We start from the raw sequence: 25,987 nt of genomic DNA on the forward strand, positions 1-25,987 counted from the left end.
GCTCAGGCCTTCCCAGCGGTGTTGGCGAGCTCGGCGGCCTTGTCGGCCGCCCCGTCCATGGTGTCCACGACCGTGACGAGCGGGTGCGCGGCCTCGGCGAGGATGCGGCGTCCCTCCTCGACGTTGTTGCCGTCCAGGCGCACGACGAGCGGCTTGGTCGCCTCGTCGCCGAGGATGCCGAGCGCGGACACGATGCCCTTGGCGACCTCGTCGCAGGCGGTGATGCCGCCGAAGACGTTGACGAACACGCTCTTGACCTGCGCGTCGTTGAGGATGACGTCGAGGCCGTTGGCCATGACCTGCGCGGACGCGCCGCCACCGATGTCGAGGAAGTTCGCCGGCTTGGTGCCGCCGTGCTTCTCCCCCGCGTAGGCGACGACGTCCAGGGTCGACATGACCAGACCCGCGCCGTTGCCGATGATGCCGACCTCGCCGTCGAGCTTGACGTAGTTGAGGTGCAGCTCCTTGGCCTTGGCCTCGAGCGGGTCGGCGGCCGCGGCGTCGACGAGGTCGGCGTGCGCCGGGTGCCGGAACTCCGCGTTCTCGTCGAGCGTGACCTTGCCGTCCAGGGCGACGATGTCGCCGGACTCGGTGCGCACGAGCGGGTTCACCTCGACGAGAGTCGCGTCCTCGGCGGTGAACACCCCCCAGAGCTTGACGAACACGTCGGCGACGGCGGCCTGCAGCTCGGGCGCGAACCCGGCGGTCTGGGCGATCTCGGCGGCCTTGGCGGCGTCGATGCCGGTGAGGGCGTCGACGGGCACGCGGGCCAGGGCCTCGGGGCGCTCGACGGCCAGCTGCTCGATCTCCATGCCGCCCTCGACGCTGGCCATGGCCAGGTAGGTGCGGTTGGACCGGTCGAGCAGGACCGAGAAGTAGTACTCCTCGGCGATCTTGGCGCCCTGGGCGATCATCACCTGGTGGACGGTGTGGCCCTTGATGTCCATGCCCAGGATCTCGCCGGCGCGCTGCGCCGTCTCGGCCGGGGAGTGGGCGAGCTTGACGCCGCCGGCCTTGCCGCGACCGCCCGTCTTGACCTGCGCCTTGACGACGACCGTCCCGCCACCCATGGCCTCGGCGGCCGCCTGGGCCTCCTCGGGGGTGGTCGCGACCCTGCCGTCCAGCACGGGTACGCCGTGCGCGGCGAACAGGTCGCGCGCCTGGTACTCGAAGAGGTCCACCGGAGTTCCTCGTCTTCCTCGTCCTCGGTCGGAAGTGACTGTCCGTGCCGTCTGCGGCACCAGTCCACAGGGCGTCTCGCACCCTAGACCCGAGCTCGGACGCACGGCCGAGCAGGTGTGGAGACGCCCGTCACACCCCGGCTCGCCCCGCCCGGACGGGCGGGCCAGGATGGCGTGACCATGGACGCTCACGCGCAAGCCCACCCGGACCACGACCACCCGGACGCCGAGCTCGAGGCGGTCCTCGCCGCCGCGCAGGCCGCAGCTCGCCCCCTGGCCCGCAGCACCCCCGCCGAGCGTGCCGACGCGCTCGAGGCGGTCGCGCGGGCCCTGGAGGGGGCGCGCGCCGAGCTCGTCGCCCTCGCCGCGGAGGAGACGCACCTGCCCACCCCCCGGCTGGAGGGGGAGCTCACGCGGACCGTCTTCCAGGCCCGGCTCTTCGCGGCCGGCCTGCGCGACGGTTCGCTGCTGCCGACGACGATCGACCACGCGGACGCCGACTGGGGCATGGGTCCGCGCCCGGACCTGCGGCGCACCGTCGTCCCGATCGGGCCCGTCCTCGTCTTCGCAGCCAGCAACTTCCCGTTCGCCTTCTCCGTCTTCGGCGGCGACTCCGTCTCTGCGCTCGCCGCGGGGTGCCCCGTCGTCGTCAAGGCGCACCCGGGCCACCCGCGGCTCTCGCTCGCGACGGCGCAGCAGGTGACGGCCGCGCTCGCCGCGGTCGGCGCCCCCGAAGGGGCGTTCGCGCTCATCGAGGGCGTCGAGACGTCGACCGCCGCGCTCACCGACCGCAGGATCCGCGCCGCGGGCTTCACGGGGTCGGTCCGGGGCGGCCGGGCCCTGTTCGACCTGGCCGTCTCCCGCCCGGACCCCATCCCCTTCCACGGCGAGCTCGGCAGCGTGAACCCCGTCGTCGTGACGCCCGCGGCGTGGGCCGAACGCGGTGCGGACGTCGCTGCGGGCTGGGTCGGGTCGCTGACCCTGGGCGCGGGCCAGTTCTGCACGAACCCCGGTGTCGTCCTCGTCCCCGACGCCGCCGCGTTCACGGCCGCCGTGGACCTGCCCGTCCCGGGACCGATGCTGCACCCGGGCATCGTCGAGGGGTTCCGGTCGGCGACGGCCGAGCTCGGTTCCCAGCCCGGTGTGCAGACCGCCGTGGCGGGTGAGCCGGGCCCCGACGGTGTCCCCGCCCAGGTGTTCACGGCCGCCGCCGCGGACGTCGTCGCGAACCCCCACCTGCTGGAACTGGAGGCGTTCGGCCCGGCCGGTCTCGTCGTCGGGTACTCCTCCGAGGACGAGCTGCGCGCCGTCCTCGACGCCCTCCCGGGGCAGTTGACGGGGTCGGTCCACGCCGGCGCGGACGACCCGCTCGCCGTCGAGGTCGCGGGGTTGCTCGCCGAGCACGTGGGGCGGGTGGTCTGGAACGACTGGCCGACCGGCGTCACCGTCGCGGCCGCCCAGCAGCACGGCGGCCCCTGGCCGGCCACGACGACGCCGACGACGACGTCCGTCGGGACCGCGGCGATCTCCCGGTGGCAGCGCCCCGTGGCGTTCCAGGGCTTCCCGGCCGCCGCCCTGCCCGACGAGCTGAAGGACTGAACCCCGTGACCGAGCAGCAGCACGTAGTCCAGCACGTGGTCGTGATCGGCGCGACGGGACACATCGGCAGTTACCTCGTGCCGCGGCTGGTCCGCGCCGGCCACCGCGTGAGCGCGGTGTCCCGCGGCAGCCGCGAGCCCTACCACCCCGACCCCGCCTGGGAGCAGGTCGAGACGGTCGTCGCGGACCGGGAGGCGGAGGCCGCTGCCGGGACGTTCGGCGCGCGCATCGCGGCCCTGCGGCCCGACGTCGTCGTCGACCTCGTCTGCTTCACCCTCGAGCAGGCCCGCGAACTCGTCGAGGCCCTGCGGCCGACGGGGGCGTTCCACGCCCACTGCGGCACGATCTGGGTCCACGGCCGCGCGACGGTCTCGCCCCTGCGCGAGGACGACCCCAAGGAACCCTTCGGGCCGTACGGCACGCAGAAGGCCGCGATCGAGGAGTTCCTGCACGCCGAGACGAGGTCGGGCGGGCTGCGCAGCACCGTCGTCCACCCGGGCCACATCAGCGGTCCCGGCTGGCCGGTCATCACCCCGCTCGGGAACCTGGACCCCGGCGTGTGGGAGGCCCTGTCGAGCGGCGGGGAACTCCTCGTGCCCGGGTTGGGGCTGGAGACGATGCACCACGTGCACGCCGACGACGTGGCGCAGGTGTTCGAGCTGGCGATCGCCCGGCCCGAGGTGTCCGTGGGCCAGAGCTTCCACGCCGTGTCCGACCGCGCCCTGACCGTCCGGGGGTTCGCCCAGGCCGCCGCCGGGTGGTGGGGCCGGGAGGCGAACCTGCGGCACGTGTCGTGGGAGGAGTTCCGGGCCGCGGCCGGGGAGCACGCCGAGGCGAGCTGGGACCACCTGTCCCGCAGCCACTCCGCGAGCACGGAGAAGGGCCGGGAACTCCTGGGGTACTCCCCCGGCACGTCGCTGGACGCGGCGCGGGCCGCCGTCGAGGCGATGGGGTTGCTGCCCCGCTCCTGACGGAGGTGCCCCTCGGGCCCGGGGACCCCGGGCCCGAGGGGGTGCCTCAGGACCGGACCGGCTCCGGAACCCGTTCCAGTTCGCCCAGGGTCATCCCCCGCGCCTCGGTCCCGCGGACCCACCAGACGCCACCCGCGGCGGCACCGATCAGCCAGAACGCGGCGAGCAGGACGAACATCGACGTCACGGAGAACGCCACGGCGACCTCCGCCAGCAGGACCTGACCCACGATGGCACCGGTCCGTCCCACGCCGACCGAGGCGCCGACCCCGGTGGCCCGCAGGTGCGTGGGGAACTGCTCGGAGAACGTCGGGTAGGCCGACACCCAGGCGCAGGTCGCGAAGAACGCCGCGACGGTGAACGCCACGAGGACCAACGGCCGCGAACCCGTCGAGGCCGCCGCCGCGCACCCGAGCATGCTCAGGGACGCCCCGGTGTAGGCGGCGACGACGGAGGGCCGGCGACCGAGGAGGTCGAGCGACCAGGCGATGAGCACCCCGCCCGCCAGCGCGCCGACGTTCGCGACGAGGAAGTACCAGGGCAGGGCGGCGTCCGAGATCGGCACGGCGCCCGACGCCGAGGAGAACACGAAGACGCTCATGGCCGTGAACAGGCCGTAGTACCCGGCGGCCTCGGAGAAGTCGAGGGCCATCCCGAGGAACAGCTTGCCGCGGTGGTGGGTCCAGAGTTCCCCCAGCGCGCTGCCGCCCCGCGCGGGCGACGGCGGCAGGACGTACCCCTGCGCACTGGCCTGGCCCGTGATCTCCTCCACCACCGCGTCGGCCTCGTCCAGCCGCCCCCGCGCGGCCAGCCAGCGCGGCGATTCGGGGACCAGCCGCCGGGCGAGCAGCCCGTACACCGCGCTGACGACCCCGAACAGCAGGGTGTAGCGCCAGCTCAGCCCGAAGGCGGAGACGACGAGGATGGAGACCAGGGAGGAGAGGATCCCGCCGAGGGCCCAGAACGTCATCACCAGGCCGTTGCTCCGCCCGCGGTTCCGGGCGGGGGTGAACTCCGAGATGGCCGAGGTGATCGCGGAGTACTCACCGCCGACACCGAGGGCGGTGACGAACCGGAACACCATGAAGACCTCGTAGCTGGGGGCCGCCGAACTGGCCACCGCGGCGAGGGAGTAGACGAGCAACGTCACGACGAAGAGGCGTTTGCGCCCGACCTTGTCGGCCAGCCACCCGAAACCCACGGCACCCAGGGCGATGCCCAGGAACCACACCACGTTGATGACGACGGCCTGTTCGGCGCCCAGGCCGAACTCGGCCTGGATCCCCGGGATGACCGATCCGATGATCTGCACCTCGAACGCGTCGAGCATCCAGCCGATGCCGAGCGCGGTGGCGATGCGGGTGTGCGCGGGTCTCCAGCGCGAGTGGTCGAGTCGAGCAGCCATGGCGTGTCCTCAGGTCGCGGTCGCACGGCGTCGACGTCGCGCAGGACCCCCGGAGGCCGTCCTTACCCGTGCGTCGAGCACCAGGTCAGGTCGTCACCCGGGGCACCCCACGACGAGGAGGGTTGCCGTCCAGCGAGCCGGGGCTTCGCGCTGGAACTCGTGACCGGCGCTGAACCTAGCCAGGAGCCTCGCTGCGTGTCAACGGAACCTCGGTCCCGCAACACCGCCCGCCCCGCCGACGGCTGCGGGGAACGCTCTCCCGCAGCCGCTCCCTCGTCAGCTGCGCGTGGCGGTGGGGGAACTCGTCGCCGAACTCGTGGGAGAACTCGTGGCGGAACTCGTCGGGGAACTCGTGGGACGGTCGTCCTCGCGTTCGACCGTCACCCGCGTCGCGGTGAAGGATCCGTCGGCGGCGCGCGTGACCTGGGCGTTGACGTGCCCCCCGGGCCGCAGGGCGGCCGCGGTCACGACGGCGCCGTCCTGGCGCAGGACCGTCGTCGGGGTCAGGGCGACGACGACGTCCTGGTCGCGCAGAGCCTTCTCCCGGCCACCGTGCACCGTGACGGTGATGCGGTTCGCCGCGGGGTCCACGGCGGCGAGGGTTCCGGCGACGACGAGCTTGGGGGCCCGCACCGCGCGGGTGACGGTGGGCCGGGGGGCCGGGCGCTCCGTGGGCCGTGCCGTGGGGGTGCCCGTCGCGGTCGGCGTTGCCGTCGCCGTCGACGTCGACGTGGGTTCCGGTCCACCGGGGCGGGACGCGAAGGCGCTGCCCGCGGTGGGCAGCGCCACGCTGGCCGCCAGCGCGAGGGAGAGGGTGAGCGTGGTCGCGCGGCGGGTCATGGTTCCTCCTGGATCACCGGGCCCCCGCAGTCAGGGGCCCGGTGGTGGTTCGGCGGGCGCACCGCCGGACCGGAGGGGTGCTCACCCGGGTGGCCCAGACCGGCGCGACGCCGCCTACCCCGGACGTCCCGCGGGGAGCCCGTCGCGCGCCGCGTCCCGGACCGGGTGGACGACGCACCGGTTCTTGCCGGCCTTCTTCGCGGCGTACATCGCGGCGTCGGCGTCCTGCAGGAGTCGATCGGCACCGGTGCCGGCCTCGGAGAGGCGGATGCCGATCGAGGCACCGATGCGGACGGTGCCTGCGGTCAGCGGGACGGGTCGGCCGAGGACCGCGAGGATGCGGTCGCCCACCGCCTGGAGGTCGTCGACCGACGCCGCTTCGGGACACACCACGGCGAACTCGTCGCCGCCGAGCCGGGCCACGGTGTCCCCCGGCCGGACGCAGTGCCGCAGCAGCTCGGCGACGTGCTGCAGGAGTTCGTCCCCGGCGGCGTGACCGGCGGTGTCGTTGACCGCCTTGAACCCGTCGAGGTCCACGAACAGGACCCCCACACCCGCACCGGTGCGCCGCGGTCCCGCGAGCGCGCCCTCGAGCCGGTCGCGGAAGAGGCTGCGGTTCGGCAGCCCCGTCAGACCGTCGTGCAGGGCCTGGTGCTCGAGCTCCTGCTCCGCCGTGCGGCGCGCGGTGACGTCCTCGACGAGGCACATCAGGTAGGGCTGCGCCCCACCCGAGGGCCGGACGACGACGGCCGACAGCGAACCCCACCGCGTGGACCCGTCCGCGTGCAGGAACCGCCGCTCGCACCGGACCTCCTCGGTCGTCACCGCCTCGAACGTCCGGCGGCACTCCTCCACGTCGTCGGGGTGGACGAGGTCGAGGATCTCCCGTTCGAGGAGCGCCTCCTCCCCGAACCCCGTGAACTCGACGAGGGCACGGTTCACCCGCAGGAGCCGTCCACGCGGCTGACCACCTCCGAGGGCCACCATCACCATGCCGACGGGGGCGGTGTCGAAGCCGAGGCGGAAAACCTGCTCGGAGTCGGCGAGGCGTTCCTGCGCCGCGATGCGCTCCGTCAGGTCGGTGGCGACCCCGATGAAACCCGTGAGTTCCCCGGCCTCGTCCCGCATCGCGGTCACCGTCAGGACGACCTGCAGCGCCCGGCCGTCCCGGGTGCGGTAGGTCCACTGCCGGGTCTCGTGCCGTTCCCGCCGGGCGTGGTGCACGAACACCTCGAACCCCGGGGCGACGCCGAGTTCCGCGGCGCGAGCGGCCACCTCGTCCGGATCGTGGAACCGATCCGGCGTCGCGCCCAGCACCTCCTCCGGCCTCCAGCCGAGCATCCGGTGCGCGCCGTCGTTGAAGACCGTGACCCGCCCCTGCGGGTCCGTTCCGACGATCGACTGCTCGGTCGCGGCGTCGAGGACGCCCTCGAACAGGTCCCTGGCGCGCCGCACGTCGGCCGCGGCCCGGCGGACGTGGGTGACGTCGTGGTAGGCCGCGACCACACCGCCGCTCCACGGCACCCCCGGCAGTTCCACGAGGGGGTGGGCGCTCACGCTGAGCGTGAGCCCCTGCGGGTGGCGCAGGCTCTTCACGACGAGGTCGACGGCGTCGACGCGCTCACCTCCGAGCGCGCGCACGACGGGCAACCGGTCGGCGGGGACGGGGTCGCCGTCGACGTCGAAGAACCCGAAGTGGTCCCGCCAGGCCGCCATCGTGGCGTCGTCCGGGGAGACGCCGAGCAGCCCCTCCGCCGCGCGGTTGCGCAGCACCGCGGTGCCCGCCCGGTCGAACACCGACAACCCGTCGGAGGTGGAGTCGAAGACGGCGGCGAGGAGTTCGGCCCGGTCCCGCGCGTCCCGCTCGGCGGCGCGGGCGGCGAGGACCAGGCGGTCGTGCTCGTCGCGGTGCAGCGCGAGCAGCAGGCTGCCGAGCGCGACGAGCGCGATGAACAGTTGCGCCAGGACCACCCGGACCGGGCCCTGCGCGAGGGTGAAGGGGCCGTGGCCGGTGACGGTGGCGGTCACGACGAAGAGGGCGCACCCCAGGACGTGCAGCGTCGTGGCCCGCGTCGAGCGGCGCAGGGCGAACCAGCCGCTGAGGGGCAGGGCGAGGAACACCAGGGGGTTCGGGGGCAGGAGGAAGAAGACGCCGGCGTAGCCCACGGGGAAGGCCAGGACCATCGCGGCCCGTTCTCCGCGGCCCGCGACGGCGAGCGGCCGCTGGTCCCCGGTCTGCCGCCACCGGGCCGCGACGGCGGCGATCACCACGAGGCTGACGGCGCTGCGGACGGTCCACTGGCCCCACGCACCGAGGAACGGGGTTCCGTCGACGACGGCCGCGGTGCCCGCGCCGACCAGGCCTCCGACGGCGGACGACAGCGCGGCGGTGCACGACAACCACCACAGGTCGGACGTGGCGCTCAACGTCAGCGGTCCTCGTCGACGGGCGTGGAACCGGACGGCGACCACGGCCTGGAGGACGTTGGCCAGGGCGAGACCCGCCGTCAGGGCCGCACCGCCTCCCGTGGCGGCGGTGACGACGGCCACGGACGCGGTGACGGCCACGAGCGAGGGGACCCAGGCCCGTGTGCCCCGCGCGGCCCACAACCAGCAGAACGCGACCCCGGCTGCCGGCCAGACCAGCCCGAAGGGGCTGTCCGGCGGCCGGGTCGCCCGTCCCAGCACGAGGGTCGCGAGGTGCAGGACCGCCACCGCCGCGAAGGACGCCCACGTCCTCGATCGTCCCGTCACGAGCGTCCCCGGTCGTCCGCAGGGTGAGGCGGCGAGCAGTGACTCGTCGTCATTTGAACAGTACGACGAGCCTTCTCCGTCTGTCTCTCCCCACCCGAGGCGGCGTCAGACGCGGAACCCCGCGACGAGCTCGTTGAGGCGCTGCGCGGCGCGCGAGACCTCGTCGGCCGTCTCGGCGGTCCGGGCTGCGCTGTCGGTGGTCTGACCGGCGGCGTGGGCGATGCCGCTGATGTTCGCCGCGATCTCCTGCGACCCGGTGGAGACCTCGGTGACGTTGCGGACCATCTCGCTCGTGGTGGCCGACTGCTCCTCCACCGCCGCGGCGATGGTGGCCTGCAACCCGTCGATCTGGGCGATGACGTCGGCGATCTGGGCGATGACGCCCGTCGCCGCGGTCGCGTCGGCCTGGGTCGCGTTGACCTTGGCGACGATCTCCTCGGTGGCGCGGGCGGTCTGCTGCGCGAGTTCCTTCACCTCACCGGCGACGACGGCGAAACCCTTGCCCATCTCCCCGGCACGAGCCGCCTCGATGGTCGCGTTGAGGGCCAGGAGGTTCGTCTGCTCGGCGATGGAGGTGATGAGCTTGACGACGTCGCCGATCTCGCGGCTGGAGGCACCGAGGCGGGTGATGGTGGCCTCGGCGTCCTGCGCGGCGGCCACAGCGGTGGCCGCGGTCTGGGAGGCGGAGGCTGTGGACGTGGCGATCTCGCGGATGGCCGAGGTCATCTCCTCACCGGCCGCGGCGACGGTCCCGATGTTCGCGCTGATCTCCTCGGTGGCCGCCGAGACGACCTGCGACTGCGAGGCGGACTCGGCCGCACCGGCCGACAGGGACCCCGCGACGGCGGTCAGCTGCTGCGAGGAGCTCGACAGGTCACCCGCGTTCCGGGTGACCTCGCGGACGACCTCGGCGAGCTTGGCCGTGGAGGAGTCGAGCGCCGACGCGAGCTGCCCCATCTCGTCCTTGCTGTCGTACCCGACGCGCTGGTCGAGGCGGCCGTCGGCCAGGCCCTCGACGACGTGCAGGGTCCTGCCCAGCGGACCGACGATGGAGCGGGTGATGAGGACCGTGGCGGCGATCGAGACGCCCACGCTGAGGACCCCGACGAGGACGAGGGCGATCACCGAGGAGTGGTAGTCCGCCGAGCCCTTCGCGGCCATCTCGGCGGCCGCGTCGCTCTCGGTCGTGGCCAGCACGTTGACGGCGTCGAGCACCTTGTTCGCCGCCGGCGTCGCTGTCGACTCGCGGAACGTCCCGAAGTTCGCGAGGTCGCCCGCGCTCGCGTAGGCCACGAGCTGTTCGCGCACCGTGCGGTACTGCGCCAGCGTGCTGGTGTACGCCTCGCGCTGGGCGGCGGTGCTGGCGGGGCTGGTCGTGAGGTAGTACCCCCACGCGTCGTCGAGGGCCTTGTCGTCCGCGGTGAGCTTCTGCGCCGACGACGCCCGCTTGTCCGCGGTCGTCGAGACGGCGATGTTGAGGACGTCGTTGCGGACCTGCAGCAGGCCGGACTTCACGTCGCCGGTCGCCTTCACCGACGCCAGCCCCGACGCGCTCATGCTCGAGAGGTTGTCCCGCGCCTCGGACAGCCGCACGAGACCGACCCCGATGCACGCCACGAGCAGGACGGTCAGCAGGCCGAAACCCGCGATCAACTTCGACGCGACCCGCAGGTTTCGCAGACTGGACACGGTGGACAACACCCTCGCCTCGGTTCGACTCCCGTGGGCACCTCACCCACACAGCAGACCATCGGCGTTCGCTCAGGAAAACCTGAGCCGACCTTCTAGATCACGTACGGGAGGCGAGCCCCGCGGGCAGGACGGGGAACCGCCGTCGCCGTTCCCCGCTGATCCCTCCGTGCTCGTGCCGGGGATGACGACGACGACGAAGACGGTGACGATGGTGCCGCGAGGGGTCCCGGGTGCGCCACGGGACCGGTCACCAGGACGGCGAACTCGTCGGGCCCCGGCGTGCGACGCAGCCGCGTCCCGCGCCAGGCGGGAGCGGTGGGATCCCGTCGGCGGGTCACGTCAGACGCGGAACCCGGCGACGAGTTCGTTGAGGCGCTGCGCGGCGCGCGAGACCTCGTCGGCCGTGGCCGCGGTCCGCGACGCGCTCTCGGTCGTCTGACCGGCGGCGTGGGCGATCCCGGTGATGTTCGCGGCGATCTCCTGCGAGCCGGTCGAGACCTCGGTGACGTTGCGGACCATCTCGCTCGTCGTGGCCGACTGCTCCTCCACCGCCGCGGCGATGGTGGCCTGCAACCCGTCGATCTGGGCGATGACGTCGGCGATCTGGGCGATGACCCCGGTCGCCGCGGTCGCATCGGCCTGGGTGGCGTTGACCTTGGCGACGATCTCCTCGGTCGCCCGGGCGGTCTGCTGGGCCAGTTCCTTGACCTCACCGGCCACGACGGCGAAACCCTTGCCCATCTCCCCGGCGCGGGCGGCCTCGATGGTCGCGTTCAGCGCGAGCAGGTTGGTCTGCTCGGCGATGGAGGTGATGAGCTTGACGACGTCACCGATCTCGCGGCTGGAGGCGCCCAGGCGGGTGATCGTGGCCTCGGCGTCCTGGGCGGCGGTCACGGCGGTGGCGGCGGTCTGGGAGGCGGTGGCGGTGGAGGTGGCGATCTCGCGGATGGCCGACGTCATCTCCTCCCCGGCCGCGGCGACCGTTCCGATGTTCGCGCTGATCTCCTCGGTGGCGGCCGAGACGACCTGCGACTGCGAGGCCGACTCGGCCGCACCGGCCGACAACGCACCCGCCACCGACGTCAACTGCTGCGAAGAACTCGACAGGTCACCCGCGTTCCGCGTCACCTCGCGGACGACCCCGGCGAGCTTGGCCGTGGAGGAGTTCAACGCCCTGGCGAGCTGCCCCACCTCGTCGCGACCCTCGTAGTCGACACGCTGGTCCAGGCGGCCGTCGGCCAGACCTTCCACGACGCGCAGGGTCAACCCGAGCGGGCGGGCGATCGAGCGCGTGATGAGGACCGTCGCGGCGACCGCGAACGCGAGGCTGACGGCGCCCACGAGCACGAGCACGAGGACCGAGGACCGGTACGTGGCGCCGCCCCGGGCCGCGAGGTCGGCCGCGGCCTTGTTCTCCGCGGTCACGAGGTCGGCGATCTGCTGCATCAACAACGTGGTCACGGGGTTCACCGTCGTCTCGCGGTACGGGGTGAAGTTCGCCACGTCGCCATCCATCGCGTACTGCAGCATCTGGGTGCGCACGGACCGGTACTGGGCCAGGGTTGCGGTGAAGGCGTCGCGCTGGGCCGCGGTGCTGCTCGGGCCGGTCTGGAGGTACTTCGCCCACGCTGCGTCGAGCAGCTTGTCGTCGGCGTCGAACTTGTCGCGCTGCGCCGCGCGCTTGTCCGGTGAGGCCAGGACGATGTTCGGAACGTCGGCACGGACCTGGAGCAGCGTGGCCTTGGTCTCTCCCATGGCGCTCACCGAGGCGATGCCGGACGTGCTCAGCTCGTCGAGGTTGTCCTGGGCCTGTCCCAGCCGGACCAGCCCGATGACCGTCGACACCGCGAGGAGCAACGAGACGAGCCCGAAACCGATGAGCAACTTCGACGCGATCCGCAGGTTCCGCAGGAAAAACACGACGCAACACCCTCGCCTGGGTCTGGACGACTGCGGACGCTCTGCCCGCCAGCTCCCATCGGCGTCCTCGGGCACCGATCTGAGCAGTCGGCCTAGACCACGTCCTGGACCACGTCCTGGACCACGGCGCGGCGGGCGCGCTTCACGGCGTACATCTCCGCGTCCGCGGAACCCAGCAACGCCTCCACGACGGCGTCGACGCGCGCGTCGTGGTCCAGCCCGGCGGGCAGGTCGGCGACCATCCGCTGGGGTTCCCCGCGCACGGCCCCTGTGCTGGCGCCCGCGGTGACGACGGTGCCGCCGAGGACGAAGGGGTCGACGAGCACCTGCTGCAGCCGCTCGACGAGTGGGCCGGGCTGCACCGCGGGGTCGGTGACGAGGACGGCGAACTCGTCACCACCGAGACGCGCGACGCAGTCGCCGTCGCGCACGGCCGCGCGCAACCGGTCGGCGACCCCGCGCAGGAGGTCGTCGCCCGCAGCGTGCCCGAGGGTGTCGTTGACGGCCTTGAACCGGTCCAGGTCGACGAACGCGACGACGACGGGACGTCCGGTGACCAGAGCGGACCGGACGGCACCGGCGATCCGCTCGCCGAACCGCCGCCGGTTCTCCAGACCCGTGAGGGGGTCGACGTGGGCGAGGACGTCGAGCTGTCCCCGCTGCCGCTCCGCCGTGGCCAGCAGGCGGCGGTGGTCCTCGACGGTGAGGAACTGCCGCAGGACCACGAGCACGACGACGGCCAGCAGCGTGGCGAGCACGACCCGGTCGCTCGCGGACCACAGGCGCCACGCGCCCGCACAGGCCGCGGGCAGCAGCGCCACGTACGGGACGAGCCGTCCCCACGACTCCGACGGCGGGAGCACCGCGGCGGTGCGCCCCGAGGGCCGGTGCAGACCGACGAGGGCGAAGGCCCCGAAGGCGACGATCCAGCTGACGTCCGCGACCCCACCGGTCTCGAAGGCGCCGTGCAGGAGGGCGTAGGAGTACGTGACGTCCGCGACCGCGAACGCCGTGCCCCCGACGACGACGAGCACCCCCGTGAGCGAACTGCCCGCGGCGAGGAGCGAGACGAGGGTCAGCGTCAGGAAGACGACGTCGACGACGGGGTAGGCGATGGGGACGACGAGGTCGGCGGCCGGGCTGCCCGAGGCCCGGACGGCGCCCCCCAGCCACAGCACCCAGACGACGGTGAAGAGCGAGAGGCCGAGGAGCGCGCCGTCGATGGCCGTGCGCACCCCGATGTGGGCGCGGATCCGGCCGCGCAGGTGGACGAGCGCCGAGACGACGGCGAGCAGGTAGTAGAACGAGAACGGCAGGTCGGCCCACGTCGTCGCGGCCAGCCCCACCCCCAGGACGTCCTGGGCCGCGAAGATGCCCTGCCCGAAGCTCCAGAACAGGCAGCCCGCGGCGAACACCCGCTGCGCTCGACGGCCCCACCCCGCCGGCTGCCGGCGCGTGGACCACAGGCCGAGCAGACCCGCGACGAGGGAGACGGCGCTCTCCGTCAGGCCGAAGGCCAGGAGCACCGGATGGCTGCCCCGGCCCAGGAGGAGTTGCGCGACGCCGAGCGCGACGAGGGTCGCGACCAGGACGACGGTCCCGGCCACGAGGGGACGGTGGCGGCGCAGGGACGGCACGGTCTCCCCTCCTCTTCTCGACGGTCTCGATCCTGCGTCGGCAGCGTCCCGGGCCGCCTTGAGACCCGCAGCACGGTCGGTCGTCCCGACCGTCTGCGACCATGCCGCCGTGGCGGACGCGACCGTGCAGACCCAGCTCGACAACCCCGTGTGGGCCGCCCTCACCGGCGTGCACGCGCACCTGGCCGAGGGCGGCGACGCCGGCCGCCGCTACGCGCAGGACGTCTCGCCGTTCGCCGGGCTCGCCGACCAGGCCGACCCCGCCGGCTGGGCGGACCTGGCCGCCGTCGCCGGGCCGGGGGCCACGCTCGTCGTGCCGGCGCTCGCGACCACTCCCCCGGCGGGGTTCGAGGTGACGTGGTCGCTGCCGGGCGTGCAGCTCGTCGCGACGGAGGCGTTCACCTCGCACCCGGGCGACGGCGTCCCGGGGCTGGTGGAGCTGGGCCAGGCGGACGTCGACGACGCGCTCGACCTCGTCGAGCGCACCCGGCCGGGACCGTTCGGCCGCCGCACCCGGCTGCTGGGCCGCTACCTGGGGATCCGGGAGGACGGCCGGCTCCTCGCGATGGCCGGGGAACGGCTGCGCCTCGGCGCGGCGACGGAGATCAGCGCCGTCTGCACCGACCCGTCCGCCCGCGGCCGCGGCCTCGCGACGACGTTGGTGCGGGCCGTGGCCCACGGGATCCGTGACCGCGGTGAGCTGCCGTTCCTGCACGCGGCGGCGGAGAACACGACGGCCGTCTCGCTCTACGAGCACCTCGGGTTCCGGCTGCGCCGCACGCTCGACTTCGCGGCCGTCCGGACCCCCGACGCCTGAACCCCGCCCGAGCCCGCTCAGAGCACCCCGGTGTGCTCCAGGACGATGTTGACGCCGATCGCGATGAGGATGAGCCCGCCCAGGACCTCCGCGGGCTTGCCGAAGCGGCTGCCGGCCTTGTGCCCGATCACCGCGCCGACGGCGGTGATGACGGCCGTCGTGACGCCGATGGCCAGGGCGGCGGGGACGATCGCGACGTCGAGGAAGGCGAAGCTGATGCCGACCGCGAGGGCGTCGATGCTCGTCGCGAGAGCGAGCAGGAGCAGCTGCCGCAACGGGATCGCGTCGCTGTCCTCCTCCTCGTCCGCACCGCCGGTGAAGGCCTCCCACAGCATCTTGCCGCCGATGAGGGCCAGCAGCCCGAAGGCCACCCAGTGGTCGAAGGCCGTGATGTAGCCGCGGAACTGCCGGCCCAGGGCCCACCCGATGACGGGCATGAGGGCCTGGAAGAACCCGAAGGCGAGGGCCAGGGACGCCGCGCTGCGCACGGTCAGCCGGCGCAGGTGCAGGCCCTTGCCGAGGGCGACGGCGAAGGCGTCGGCGGAGACGCCGACGGCGATGACGAGCAGGGTCCACAGGGACACGGGGTGGCGGCCTTCCGGTCGGGAGCGACGCCCAGGGAACCACAGGCAGCCGTTCCGGCGGAACTCACGGTCGTCCGCCGAAGCTGCTGCGGGACAGCCGGATCGACGGTTCCGGTGCACCGCACACCCGTCTTCGGGGTACCGGCGGCGCTGCGCGGGCTCCGGTCCTACAGTGGCTGCATGGCCCGCTTCGTCGAGGTGCACCCGCAGGACCCGCAGCCGCGGTCGGTCGCCCAGCTCGCGGCGCTGCTGCGCGAGGACGGCCTCATCGCGTACCCGACCGACTCCTGCTACGCCCTCGGGTGCCGCCTGGACAGCCACACCGGCGCCGACCGCATCCGCCGGATCCGGCACCTCGACGAGCGGCACCACTTCACCCTCGTGTGCTCCGACTTCGCCCAGCTCGGGCAGTTCGTTCACCTCGACAACGTGCAGTTCCGGGCAGTGAAGGCCGCGACGCCGAACCCCTACACGTTCATCCTGCCCGCCACGAAGGAGGTCCCCCGGCGCTTCGCCCACCCCAAGAAGAAGACGGTCGGGGTGCGGATCCCGGACCACCCGTTCGTGCGGGCGCTGCTGTCCGAGCTCGGGGAGCCGCTGCTGTCCAGCACGCTGCTGCTGCCCGACCACGCCGAACCGCTCACCGACGGGTGGACGGTGAAGGAGGAGCTCGACCACGTCGTCGACGCCGTGGTGGACGCCGGGGAGTGCGGGACGGAGCCCACGACGGTCGTCGACTGGTCCCAGGGCTACCCCGAGGTCGTCCGGGTGGGGGCCGGGGACCCGTCGCGCTTCGAGTGATCAGCCGTCCAGGACTGCGGCGAACAACGCCGTCAGGTCCTCGTCGGACACCGCGCCGGCCCGGGCGAGCGACAGCTTCAGGGTGCCGCGGCCGCTGAGCAGCTCGGGGTGCCGGGCCCCGAAGCCCCCGTCGTGGTCGGCGGACCACCCGTAGAGGGACACCCCGTGCTTCCACACGCCGAGGTGCAGCGCGGGCCGCCGCGCCCGCGCCGACCCGGGCCGGCGGTAGCGCAGGATCCCGTACGACAGGTCGACCTCGAGGTCGTCGCGGCCGGTCCGCAGGAGCCGGTCCACCCGCTCGAACAGGGGCCGGTGGCCGGCGGGCACGGCGGCGACGTACTCCTCGGCGCTCTGCACGGCGTCCTGCACGACACCGAGGATCCTCCCCGGGCCGCACCCACGCGAGGGGGTTGGCGGACGGGGGCGCGGGTAGGGGTCTGCCGACCAGTCACCCCACCGCACCAGGAGCCACTCCCGTGTCCCAGCCCAGCCAGCAGCAGGAACCCCCCGGCACGACCGACGCGATGCGCCCGACCCCCGACCACGGGGAGACGTCCTACCGCGGCCACGGCAAGCTCACCGGCAAGGCCACGATCGTGACGGGTGGGGACTCCGGGATCGGCCGCGCCGTCGCCATCGCCTTCGCCCGCGAGGGCGCGGACGTCGTCATCAGCTACCTGTCCGAGCACGAGGACGCCGCCGAGACGGCGCGCTGGGTCGAGGAGGCCGGACGTCGGGCCGTCCTCGTCGCCGGTGACGTCTCGCAGGCCGACCAGTGCCGGGCCGTCGTCGACGCGTGCGTGCGCGAGTTCGGCCGGGTCGACGTCCTCGTCAACAACGCGGCGTACCAGATGAGCCACGACACCCTGGAGGAGATCTCCGACGAGGAGTGGTTGTTCACGATGAACACCAACCTCAGCGCGTTCTTCTACCTGTCGAAGGCCGCGCTCCCCCACATGGGCCGGGGTTCCTCCATCATCGGCAGCAGTTCGGTGAACTCCGACAACCCCAAGCCCACGTTGATCCCGTACTCGGTGACCAAGGCGGGGATCGCGAACATGTGCGCCTCGATGGCCCAGCTGCTCGGCGACCGCGGGATCCGCGTCAACAGCGTGGCGCCCGGGCCGGTGTGGACGCCGCTCATCCCGGCGACCATGCCCCCCGAGCAGGTCGAGACGTTCGGGCAGCAGGTCCCGCTGGGACGGCCGGGGCAGCCGGCCGAGCTCGCCCCGGTCTACGTGCTGCTGGCCTCCGACGACGGCAGCTACGTCTCCGGCGCACGCGTCGCGGTGACGGGTGGGAACCCGATCCTCTGACGGGTCCCACCCACGGCGGCTGAGCCGGGTTCCCCTCCGTCGCCCGCCGGAGGGGAACCCGGGACCTGGGGGCCTACCGGCCGCGGGGCACCACGGCCTCGCGCGACCGGGCCGGGGTGAAGGCGTACCGCTCGACGCCGAGACCGCGCAGCACGGCCCGCTCCACCGGGGAGTGGTCGGCGTCGTCGGGGCGGTCGAACCGCAGGGGTTCGCGCAGGCTCAGCGTCGGGTTGGTGATGAGCCGCTGGGCCCGCAGCACGTTCTGCGACGTGGCGTGCAGCACGAAGGGGTGCATGAGGACCACGTCGCCGACCTTCCCCGTCAGTTCCACGAACTCGTGGCACTGCTCCACGAGGCGGGTCTGCTGCAACTCGTCGGGCAGGACCCCCTCGGGCCGCTCGGCGAGGAACCGGGCCACGACGCCGACGGAGTCGGTGGCCACGAACGTCCCGCCGCCCCGGGAGTGCACGTCGGTCCACAGCACGATCGTCAGCAGACCTTGTTCCGGGGAGTCCAGGAAGTGCCGGAAGAAGTCACCGTCCTTGTGCCACCCGGGGACCTGCGCCGACGGCGGCGCGAAGGGACGGTCGGCCCCGACGCCGAGGTTGGCGATCATCCCGTCCGACCACTGCCACGGTGTGACGACGCGGTCCTGCCCGCCCAGCAGCTGACAGGCCGCGGCGTGGGCGCGGGGGGCGAACTGCGCGGCGTCGAGGTGCTGCTCCGAGCGCAGGTGCACGCGGGGACGGTCCCACGTCGAGGGATCGTCGCGGTCCACCCCCAACCGCTGCCAGGCGCGGTCGACGTGCGGGGCGGCGTCCTGCGCCGTGAAGCAGCCCTCGAGGACGACGTAGCCCTTCTCGAGGAAGTGCTCCACCTGGCCCTCGGTCAGCGGAGTGCTGGTGCTGGTGCTGGTGCTGGTCACGCTCACCCCTTGAACGCGCCGTCCATGATCCCGGAGACCATCTGCCGACCGAAGAAGGCGAACAGGACCAGGAGCGGGACGGTGACGAGGAAGGACCCGGCCATGGCGAGGCCCAGGTCGACGGACATGTTGCTCTGCAAGGCCTTGATGGCGATCTGCGCCGTGTAGTGCTCCGGCGACTTCAGCACGATGAACGGCCAGAGGAAGTCGTTCCACGCGTTGACGAACCCGAGGAGCCCCAGGACGGCCGCAGCCGGCCGGACGACGGGGAACGCGATCCGCGTGAAGATCTGCCAGGACCCGCAGCCGTCCATCCGGGCCGCCTGCAGGAGCTCGTCGCTGATGGTCGCGGTGATGTGCTGGCGCATCCAGAAGATGCCGAAGGCGCTGACGAGGCCGGGCACGATGAGCGCCTGCAGGGTGTCCACCCACCCCAGCTTGCTGATGATGAGGTACTGCGGGATGACGCCGAGTTGCGCGGGGACGGTCATCGTCAGGACGAGCAGCAGGAACAGCGCGTCCCGGCCCTTGAACGTCATCTTCGCGAAGGCGAACCCGGCCAGGGAGCACAGGAACGCCTGCCCCACCCCGATGCAGCCGGCCACGACGAGGCTGTTCAGCAGCGACCGCAGGAACGGGATCGTGTCGAAGACGAGCTTGACCAGGTTGAGGAAGTTCCCCCCGGGGACGACCCGCGGCGGCATCTGGGTCGCCGCCCCGGAGCCGACCGAGGACACCACGAACATCCAGTAGATGGGGAACACGCAGGCCAGCGTCGCGAGTCCGAGCACGAGGTACGTCGTCCAGCGCACCCGGCCGACCTGGCGGTTGCGGGCCACCCGCGAGGAGGGCCTGCGCACGACGGCCGGACGGGTCGAGGGATCGGTCGTGGTCATCGCGCAGCCTTCCGGGCGCTCGTGGGCCGGTCGGTGTTGCCGAGCCGGCTGGACAGCAGGTAGTTGACGAACGCGACGACGACGATGATGACGAAGAGCGCCACCCCGACGGCCGACCCGTAGCCGAACTTGAACGACCCGAACCCCTGCTCGAAGAGGAAGAGCGAGAGCGTCTGGCACTGCCGGGCGGACCCGCAGGTCAGCAGGCCGTTGGACAGCAGCAGCGGTTCGGTGAAGATCTGCAGCCCGCCGATGGTCGAGGTGATGACCGTGAAGACGATGACGGGGCGCAGGGACGGCAGCGTGATGTGCCGGAACTGCTTGACCGGACCCGCCCCGTCGACGGCCGCCGCTTCGTAGAGGTCACGGGGCACGGCCTGCAGGGACGCCAGGTACAACAGCGTGTTGTACCCGAACCACCGCCAGATGACCATGACCGAGATGAGGACGTGGCTGCCGAGGGCCGTCGACATGAAGTCGATGTGCTGGATCCCGACGAGGCCGAGCAGGTAGTTGAGCAGGCCGTAGTCGCGGTCGAACAGCTGCGCGAACACGATGGTCGTCGCCGCCACCGACGTGATGTACGGCAGCAGCATCGACATCCGGAACAGCGACGCGAAGCGCAACCGCGCGGAGTTCAGCACCTGCGCCAGCACGAGGGCGACGAGCAGCTGCGGCACCGTGGACATGAGCCAGATGCTGAACGTGTTCTTCAGCGCGTTCCAGAACCGCCCGTCACCGGCGAGCTGGCGGAAGTTGTCCAGCCCGACGAACGTCTTGGCCCCGATCGGGTTCCAGTCGAAGAGCGCGACGTAGAACGTGAAGAGCAGCGGCAGGAGGCCGAAGACGGCGAAGAGCAGGTAGAAGGGGGCGACGTAGCCGTAGGGCGCCAGGCGCTCCCAGCGGCTCTCTACGGGGCGTGTCGCGGTGGTGCGGAGCGAGGTCCGCACCTGCGGCGTCAGGGTCGTGCTCATCAGGCGCCGATCGCGGTCTTGGCGTTCTTCACCGCGGTGTCCCACGCCTTGTCCGCGGGGGCCCCGTCCTGCTCGACGCCCTTGATGGCGTCGAGGAACGCGGAGCTGATCTCGCCCGTGTTGGGGCCGACGGTGAAGGCCTTGAGGCCGAGCACGGACTGGGTGAAGATCGCCCCCGTCGGTGCGCCTCCGAAGAACGGGTCCGTGTAGCTCGTGAGCTCGGGCTTGTCGTAGTTGACGGGTGTGGTGGGCAGCGAACCGCTGGTGAGGAAGTGCTGCAGCTGCTGCTCGGGCGACTGCATGGTCGAGATGTACTTCCACGCGGCCTTGGGGTTGCCCGCGCGGGCCGGGATGACGAGGTAGCTGCCGCCCCAGTTCCCGCTGCCGCCGGGGATGGTCGCCACGTCCCACTTGCCCTTGGTGTCGGGGGCGTTGCTGCGGATCGAGCCGAGCATCCAGGAGGGCGCGGCCATCGCCGCGAAGGCCCCCTTGCCCATCCCGGCGCTCCACCCGTCGCTGAAGGTGTCGACGCGGGCCGTCACCTTCGCCGCCACGGCCGCGAGGCCGAGGTCGAACGACTCCTTGACCTGCGGGTTGGTCTCGAACACCGTCTTGTCGGCCGAGTCGTAGTACTGCTCCTCGCCCTGGGAGACCGCCTGCAGGAAGACCGAGGTCGCGGCGTTGTCCATGAAGGCGTTGCCGGTGGCCGCGGTGTACTTCTGCCCCGTCGCGATGAAGTCCTGCCACGTCGGCCACAGGGCCGACACCTGCTGGCGGTCGGTGGGCAGGCCGGCCGCGGCGAACAGGTCGGTGCGGTAGGCCACGCCCATCCCGCCGACGTCGGTGGGGATGCCGATGAGCACGTCGTCCTTGCCCTTGGCCTGGGCGATGACCCAGTCGAGGTAGTCGCCCTCGATCTCGTCCGCGCCGAGCGTGCCGAGGTCGACGAAGTTGCCGGGGTTCTCGATGAACTTCGGCAGTTCCGTCGCCTGGATGAGGCAGAGGTCGGGCACCTTGCCGCCGGCGAGGGCCGTCGTGAGCGCCTGCGCCGTCTCGGTGCTGCTGCCGACCTCGGTGAGCTTGACCGTCACGTCGGGCGCCAGCTTCTTGTACGCCTCGACGTCGGCCTTCTGGTCGATGCCCGTGAAGGACCAGAACTCGAAGGTGTTCGGGTCCGAGGACCCCGAGGAGCCGGAGGAGCAGGCCGAGGCGGTGAGCGCCACCCCGCCGGCCAGGCCGCCGAGGGCGAGCGCGCGGCGTCGGCTGAGGAGGGGGTTCAGGGAGGTCGGGCGGGGCGTGGTCGGGCGAGGCGTGGTCACGAGGAATCGCTCCTTCGGGAGTCCTGGGCGGGTGGGGTTCAGGCGCGGGTGGGTTCAGGCGCCGGCGAAGGCGACGGTGGCGAAGCTGTGCGCGGGCAGCGTGACCCGCAGCAGCCCGCCGTCGAGCGCCACGTCCTCGAGGTCGCGGACGACGACGCGGGTGTCGGTGGCGGTGTTGTGGGCCGACAGCTCGGGGGCGGTGAGGACCCGCGCGGTGATGCCCTCGACGCGGGCGCCGCGGACGTCGAGCTCGACGACGAGCGGTTCGTCGGCGTCGAGGTTCGTCAGGGAGACGAGGACGCGGCCGTCCTTGGTGCTGGCCGAGGCGGAGAACGTCGGCAGGTCCGCCTCCCCCACGGTCCGCGAGGGCGTGACCCCCCGGACCGCCAGCGGCAGCGAGGCCGCGTCGTGGTGCCCCTTGTTCATGGCGAAGACGTGGTAGCTCGGGGTGAGGACGAGCGCGTCGCCGTCGGTCAGCAGCATGGCCTGCAGGACGTTCACGGTCTGGGCGATGTTCGCCATGACGAGCCGGTCGGCGTGCCGGTGGAAGGCGTCGAAGTGCACGGAGGCCACGAGTGCGTCCCGCAGGGTGTTCTGCTGGAAGAGGAACCCGGGGTTCGTCCCGGGTTCGACGTCGAACCAGGTGCCCCACTCGTCTAGCACCAGACCGACGCGCTTGTCGGGGTCGTAGGCGTCCATGACGGCGGCGTGGCCGGCGAGGATGCGTTCGATGGCCGTCGCCTTGACCATCGTGCGGTAGTACTCGTCGGTGTCGAACCGGGTCGCCGACCCCTTGGCGTCCCAGCTGTCCCCGACGATCGTGTAGTGGTGGAACGAGATCGCCTGGTAGGTGTTCGTGCCGTGCCCGCTGACGCGCCCGACGCCGAGGTGGCGGCCGAGGTTCTGCATGAGGACCTCGGTCCAGCGGTAGTCGGCGTCGGCCGCACCGGCGGCGATCCGGTAGAGGTGGTTGTCGCCGTGGTCGAGGCTGTAGGTGCCGTACTGCCGCGCGAGTTCGGCGTAGGCGCCGGAGCCCATGCCCCCGCCGCACCCCCAGGGTTCGTTGCCGAGACCCCAGAACGGGACGCGCCACGGTTCGTCCCGGCCGTTCTCGCGGCGCAACCGCGCCATGGGCGAGTCGTCGGCGCGGGTGAGGTACTCGATCCACTCCGCGGCCTCGCGGACGGTTCCGCTGCCGACGTTGGCCGAGACGTAGGGGTCGGCTCCGAGGAGTTCGCACAGGGCCATGAACTCGTGGGTTCCGAAGGCGTTGTCCTCGACGACGTCGCCCCAGTGCGAGTTCACCATCGAGGGGCGGTCCTCGCGCGGGCCGACGCCGTCCCGCCAGTGGTAGGTGTCGGCGAAGCAGCCTCCGGGCCAGCGCAGGTTCGGGATGTCCAGCGCCCGCAACGCCTCCACGACGTCGAGCCGCAGGCCGCCCTCGTTCGGCAGGTCGGAGTCCTCCCCCACCCAGAACCCGCCGTAGACGCAGCGTCCGAGGTGTTCGGCGAAGTGGCCGTAGAGGTGGCGGTTGATCCGCGGACCGGGCAGGTCGGCGTCCAGGACGGCGCGCACCGTCCGGGACGGCGCGGACTCGTTTCTGGTGGTGTCCGTTCTAGAACGGGTGTCCTCGTGACCGGTGAGCACGTGTCCTCGCAAGGGGTTCGGGAAGGGACGGGCGACCGGTCGTCCTCGAGTCGTCGGCCCGTCGGGAGGGGGAGCCGCCGTCGGCCCCCCGCTGTGTGTGTATCGATATACTCCTGAGCACGGGCTCGGCTGTCAAGGGGCCACCCGACGGCGGTAGCTTCGGGGTCCGGAGCGGCCGGACGGGCGGGCCGGAGGACGCGGGTCGAGAACACGGGGAGGGGCCGGTCGTGGTCACGATGCGCGACGTCGCGGCGGAGGCCGGGGTCTCCCCGATGACCGTCTCCAACGCGTTGACGGGCCGCCGGCCGGTGAGCGAGGCGACCCGGCGCACCGTCCTGGAGGCCGTCGACCGGCTCGGGTACCAGGTGAACGTCGCGGCCCGCAGCCTGCGCCAGGGCCGCACGGGCGTGGTCGGCATCGCCGTCCCGACCCTCGACAGCCACTACTACAGCCGCCTCGCACACCGCCTCGTGCGGGCGTTCTCCCAGGCCGGTCTCGCGACGGTCGTCGAGGAGACGCACGCCAGCCGCGAGGGGGAACTGGCCGCGTTCCGCGACTCCCGTCTCAACGCCTACGACGGCCTCGTCATCGCCGCGCTGGGGCTCACCGAGCGCGAGATCAACGCCCTGAGCCGTGAGGTGCCCGTCGTCGTGCTGGGCGAGCAGGAGCTGCACCAGACCGTCGACCACGTGAGCATGCCCAACGTCGACGGGGCGGAGGCCGCCACGCGGCTGCTGCTGGAGCGCGGGTGCCGGCGACTGGCGATCGTGGGGTTCCCGACGCTGACCGACCTCGAGGACGTGACCCTGCCCGAGGGGGCCGCCTTCGTCCTGCGCGCGGAGGGTTTCGCCCGCGTGGTCCGGGAGCACGGCGCGACCGCCTCCGCCGCCTACGCCGGGGTCACCCAGGCCGCCGGCGTCGCGTGCGCCCGGGACCTGCTGACCCGCGGCGAGGCGCCGGACGGCATCTTCTGCGTCACCGACACCCTCGCGTTCGGCGTCGTGCGCGGACTGGCCGACCACGGTGTCCGCGTCCCCGACGACGTCCTCGTCGTCGGGTTCGACGACGTCGAGGACGCGGAGTTCCACATCCCGTCGCTGACGTCGGTCGCGCCCGACCTCGAGGGTCTCGTCGGGCAGACCGTCCACCTGCTCGCGCGGCGGATCGCCAGCCCGCGGGCGCTCCCGCAGGACGTCACCGTCTCGTACCGGGTGGTCGAACGGGAGTCGACGACCCGCCCCTGAGCGTCCTTGACAGCTCCCGGGCGGCGCGGGCGATGATATCGATACACGGGACCGCACCGCTGCGCCCCGCCTCCGAACGGGAGAGAACGATGACGCCCCCCACCGCCGCCCGGCGGACCTTCCTCGCCCTCGCGCTCGCCGCGCCCCTCGGCGTCTCGCTCGCCGCCTGCGGAGACTCCGGCCCCGGTGCCGCCGCCGGCGGCGGGAGCGGAGACGGCGCCAGCATGTGGTTCCTCACGGGGCAGCCGGCCGAGGGCATCCGCACCGACGCGATCAACGCCTTCAACAAGGCCAACCCCGACGCGAAGCTGTCGATGGCCTCCTTCCAGAACGACGCCTTCAAGGCGAAGATCCGCACCGCCATCGGCGCGAACCAGGCCCCCACGATCATCCCGACCTGGGGCGGCGGCGGTCTGCGCGACTACGTCCAGAACTCCCAGGTGGAGGACCTCACGTCCTTCTTCGCCGACAACGCCGCGCTGAAGGACAAGCTCTTCGCGAGCGCCTTCGGCGCCGCCACCGTCGACGGGAAGATCTACGCCGTGCCGTGCGAGACGGTCGCGCCGATCGTCATGTACTACAACAAGACGTTGTTCGAGAAGGTCGGGGCGCAGCCGCCGACGACGTGGGACGAGCTCATGGCGCTCGTGGACGTCTTCAAGGGCGCCGGCATCGCCCCCATCGCCCTCGGCGGGCAGTCGCGGTGGACGAACATGATGTGGCTGGAGTACCTCTACGACCGCATCGGCGGCCCCGAGCTCTTCACCTCGATCTACGAGGGTCAGGCCGGCGCCTGGTCCCAGCCCGCCTCGCTCGAGGCGCTGACGAAGGTGCAGGACCTCGTCAAGGCCGGCGGGTTCGTCAACGGGTTCGCCTCGATCACGGCCGACTCCAACGCCGACCAGGCCCTGCTCTACACGGGCAAGGCGGCCATGATGCTGCACGGTTCGTGGGTCTACGGCTCCCTGAAGACCGACGGCGGCGACTTCGTCACCGGTGGGCACCTGGCCTGGAGCACGTTCCCCGCCGTCGGCGGCGGCAAGGGCGACATGAAGAACACGGTCGGGAACCCGTCCGGCTACTACGCGCTGTCCGCCAAGGCCACCGAGAAGGCCAAGACCGACGCGAAGAAGTTCCTCGCCGAGGGTCTCGTCACCGACGCCACCACCAAGGCGTGGATCGCCTCGGGCAACGTCCCGATCGTCACGGGTTCGGACTCCGAGTACGGCAGTGGGGAGGACGCCGACTGGCTGAAGTTCGTGTACGACCTGGCCTCCAGCGCCCCCTCGTTCCAGCAGTCGTGGGACCAGGCGCTGTCCCCGACCGCGGCCGAGGCCCTGCTGGAGAACATCGAGAAGCTCTTCGGGTTGTCGCAGACGCCGGAGCAGTTCGCGCAGGCCATGGAGGCCGCGAAGGGCTCCTGACGGGCCGGGAACACGCTGCGTGCAGCGGGCGGGACGGCGGG

General features: G+C 72.5%; 21 protein-coding genes and 1 riboswitch. Of the genes, 7 read left to right on the forward strand and 14 right to left on the reverse strand.

Features of this window, described 5'->3' with window-relative positions; genetic code table 11:
* Window positions 1–2 precede the first annotated feature (2 nt).
* Window positions 3–1,181 (reverse strand): ADP-forming succinate--CoA ligase subunit beta, encoded by a 1,179-nt coding sequence (sucC, locus tag AB0637_RS06080; RefSeq protein ID WP_366170346.1) that lies wholly within the window; start codon window positions 1,179–1,181, stop codon window positions 3–5.
* Between the two features lie 180 nt (window positions 1,182–1,361).
* On the opposite strand from sucC, the gene AB0637_RS06085 reads away from it, so the two are divergent.
* Both AB0637_RS06085 and AB0637_RS06090 read left to right on the forward strand, forming a co-directional pair.
* Entirely contained in the window at window positions 1,362–2,780 is a 1,419-nt protein-coding gene (locus AB0637_RS06085) for an aldehyde dehydrogenase (NADP(+)) (protein WP_366170348.1), read from the forward strand.
* A gap of 5 nt (window positions 2,781–2,785) precedes the next feature.
* A complete protein-coding gene (locus AB0637_RS06090) occupies window positions 2,786–3,751 on the forward strand; it encodes an NAD-dependent epimerase/dehydratase family protein (protein WP_366170350.1) in 966 nt (321 codons plus the stop codon).
* A 46-nt stretch (window positions 3,752–3,797) separates the two neighbouring features.
* Here the strand turns inward: AB0637_RS06090 and AB0637_RS06095 are convergent, their stop codons facing one another.
* From AB0637_RS06095 to AB0637_RS06120, 6 genes are all read right to left on the reverse strand, one after another.
* Window positions 3,798–5,156, reverse strand: a complete 1,359-nt coding sequence (locus AB0637_RS06095; protein WP_366170352.1) for an MFS transporter — start codon at window positions 5,154–5,156, stop codon at window positions 3,798–3,800.
* A gap of 53 nt (window positions 5,157–5,209) precedes the next feature.
* Window positions 5,210–5,321: riboswitch (SAM riboswitch) on the reverse strand.
* 111 nt (window positions 5,322–5,432) lie between these two features.
* Complete coding sequence (locus AB0637_RS06100) at window positions 5,433–5,996, reverse strand: hypothetical protein (protein WP_366170354.1); 564 nt, start codon at window positions 5,994–5,996, stop codon at window positions 5,433–5,435.
* A 114-nt stretch (window positions 5,997–6,110) separates the two neighbouring features.
* Window positions 6,111–8,750, reverse strand: a complete 2,640-nt coding sequence (locus AB0637_RS06105) for a diguanylate cyclase (protein WP_366170356.1) — start codon at window positions 8,748–8,750, stop codon at window positions 6,111–6,113.
* A 105-nt stretch (window positions 8,751–8,855) separates the two neighbouring features.
* Entirely contained in the window at window positions 8,856–10,439 is a 1,584-nt protein-coding gene (locus AB0637_RS06110; protein WP_366170358.1) for a methyl-accepting chemotaxis protein, read from the reverse strand.
* Window positions 10,440–10,781: 342 nt separating this feature from the next.
* Complete coding sequence (locus AB0637_RS06115) at window positions 10,782–12,362, reverse strand: methyl-accepting chemotaxis protein (RefSeq protein ID WP_366170360.1); 1,581 nt, start codon at window positions 12,360–12,362, stop codon at window positions 10,782–10,784.
* 92 nt (window positions 12,363–12,454) lie between these two features.
* The gene (locus AB0637_RS06120) at window positions 12,455–13,999 is read right to left on the reverse strand and encodes a GGDEF domain-containing protein (protein ID WP_366170362.1); all 1,545 of its coding nucleotides are present in this window, start codon (window positions 13,997–13,999) and stop codon (window positions 12,455–12,457) included.
* A 109-nt stretch (window positions 14,000–14,108) separates the two neighbouring features.
* Between AB0637_RS06120 and AB0637_RS06125 the strand changes: the two genes are divergently transcribed.
* Entirely contained in the window at window positions 14,109–14,816 is a 708-nt protein-coding gene (locus AB0637_RS06125; RefSeq protein ID WP_366170364.1) for a GNAT family N-acetyltransferase, read from the forward strand.
* 17 nt (window positions 14,817–14,833) lie between these two features.
* Here AB0637_RS06125 and AB0637_RS06130 read toward each other — a convergent pair whose 3' ends face one another.
* Complete coding sequence (locus tag AB0637_RS06130) at window positions 14,834–15,400, reverse strand: manganese efflux pump MntP family protein (RefSeq protein ID WP_366170366.1); 567 nt, start codon at window positions 15,398–15,400, stop codon at window positions 14,834–14,836.
* Between the two features lie 180 nt (window positions 15,401–15,580).
* On the opposite strand from AB0637_RS06130, the gene AB0637_RS06135 reads away from it, so the two are divergent.
* Complete coding sequence (locus AB0637_RS06135; RefSeq protein WP_366170368.1) at window positions 15,581–16,201, forward strand: L-threonylcarbamoyladenylate synthase; 621 nt, start codon at window positions 15,581–15,583, stop codon at window positions 16,199–16,201.
* On the opposite strand, the gene AB0637_RS06140 is transcribed toward AB0637_RS06135, so the two are convergent.
* The gene (locus tag AB0637_RS06140; protein WP_366170370.1) at window positions 16,202–16,570 is read right to left on the reverse strand and encodes a DUF1801 domain-containing protein; all 369 of its coding nucleotides are present in this window, start codon (window positions 16,568–16,570) and stop codon (window positions 16,202–16,204) included.
* Between the two features lie 107 nt (window positions 16,571–16,677).
* Here AB0637_RS06140 and AB0637_RS06145 point away from each other — a divergent pair, with 107 nt between their 5' ends.
* Window positions 16,678–17,517: an SDR family oxidoreductase gene (locus AB0637_RS06145; RefSeq protein ID WP_366170372.1), complete on the forward strand. Its 840-nt coding sequence runs from the start codon at window positions 16,678–16,680 to the stop codon at window positions 17,515–17,517.
* A 73-nt stretch (window positions 17,518–17,590) separates the two neighbouring features.
* Here the strand turns inward: AB0637_RS06145 and AB0637_RS06150 are convergent, their stop codons facing one another.
* The 5 genes from AB0637_RS06150 to AB0637_RS06170 are packed head-to-tail and all read right to left on the reverse strand — an operon-like array spanning window position 17,591 to window position 23,206.
* Complete coding sequence (locus AB0637_RS06150; RefSeq protein WP_366170374.1) at window positions 17,591–18,442, reverse strand: phytanoyl-CoA dioxygenase family protein; 852 nt, start codon at window positions 18,440–18,442, stop codon at window positions 17,591–17,593.
* A gap of 2 nt (window positions 18,443–18,444) precedes the next feature.
* Window positions 18,445–19,338 (reverse strand): carbohydrate ABC transporter permease, encoded by an 894-nt coding sequence (locus tag AB0637_RS06155; protein WP_366170376.1) that lies wholly within the window; start codon window positions 19,336–19,338, stop codon window positions 18,445–18,447.
* Window positions 19,335–20,312 (reverse strand): sugar ABC transporter permease, encoded by a 978-nt coding sequence (locus AB0637_RS06160; protein ID WP_366170378.1) that lies wholly within the window; start codon window positions 20,310–20,312, stop codon window positions 19,335–19,337. Before AB0637_RS06160 ends, AB0637_RS06155 begins: the two co-directional genes overlap by 4 nt.
* On the reverse strand, window positions 20,312–21,631 hold the full coding sequence (locus tag AB0637_RS06165) for an extracellular solute-binding protein (RefSeq protein ID WP_366170380.1): 1,320 nt from the start codon (window positions 21,629–21,631) through the stop codon (window positions 20,312–20,314). The genes AB0637_RS06160 and AB0637_RS06165 overlap by 1 nt, the downstream gene beginning before the upstream one ends.
* Window positions 21,632–21,685: 54 nt before the next feature.
* Complete coding sequence (locus AB0637_RS06170; protein WP_366170382.1) at window positions 21,686–23,206, reverse strand: alpha-L-arabinofuranosidase C-terminal domain-containing protein; 1,521 nt, start codon at window positions 23,204–23,206, stop codon at window positions 21,686–21,688.
* Window positions 23,207–23,514: 308 nt separating this feature from the next.
* On the opposite strand from AB0637_RS06170, the gene AB0637_RS06175 reads away from it, so the two are divergent.
* Both AB0637_RS06175 and AB0637_RS06180 read left to right on the forward strand, forming a co-directional pair.
* Window positions 23,515–24,522: a LacI family DNA-binding transcriptional regulator gene (locus AB0637_RS06175; RefSeq protein WP_366170522.1), complete on the forward strand. Its 1,008-nt coding sequence runs from the start codon at window positions 23,515–23,517 to the stop codon at window positions 24,520–24,522.
* A gap of 89 nt (window positions 24,523–24,611) precedes the next feature.
* On the forward strand, window positions 24,612–25,946 hold the full coding sequence (locus tag AB0637_RS06180; RefSeq protein ID WP_366170384.1) for an extracellular solute-binding protein: 1,335 nt from the start codon (window positions 24,612–24,614) through the stop codon (window positions 25,944–25,946).
* The last annotated feature ends 41 nt before the right edge of the window (window positions 25,947–25,987 follow it).

The organism is Kineococcus sp. NPDC059986, assembly GCF_040702905.1.
In the GTDB taxonomy this organism is placed as follows: Bacteria; Actinomycetota; Actinomycetes; order Actinomycetales; family Kineococcaceae; genus Kineococcus.

Excerpts from the sequence above, each read along its gene's own strand:
- AB0637_RS06175 (WP_366170522.1), top strand. The coding sequence starts at position 23,515 with ATGCGCGACGTCGCGGCGGAGGCCGGGGTCTCCCCGATGACCGTCTCC.
- AB0637_RS06100 (WP_366170354.1), bottom strand. The coding sequence starts at position 5,996 with ATGACCCGCCGCGCGACCACGCTCACCCTCTCCCTCGCGCTGGCGGCC.
- AB0637_RS06095 (WP_366170352.1), bottom strand. The coding sequence starts at position 5,156 with ATGGCTGCTCGACTCGACCACTCGCGCTGGAGACCCGCGCACACCCGC.
- AB0637_RS06135 (WP_366170368.1), top strand. The coding sequence starts at position 15,581 with ATGGCCCGCTTCGTCGAGGTGCACCCGCAGGACCCGCAGCCGCGGTCG.
- AB0637_RS06180 (WP_366170384.1), top strand. The coding sequence starts at position 24,612 with ATGACGCCCCCCACCGCCGCCCGGCGGACCTTCCTCGCCCTCGCGCTC.
- AB0637_RS06160 (WP_366170378.1), bottom strand. The coding sequence starts at position 20,312 with ATGAGCACGACCCTGACGCCGCAGGTGCGGACCTCGCTCCGCACCACC.
- AB0637_RS06085 (WP_366170348.1), top strand. The coding sequence starts at position 1,362 with ATGGACGCTCACGCGCAAGCCCACCCGGACCACGACCACCCGGACGCC.
- AB0637_RS06155 (WP_366170376.1), bottom strand. The coding sequence starts at position 19,338 with ATGACCACGACCGATCCCTCGACCCGTCCGGCCGTCGTGCGCAGGCCC.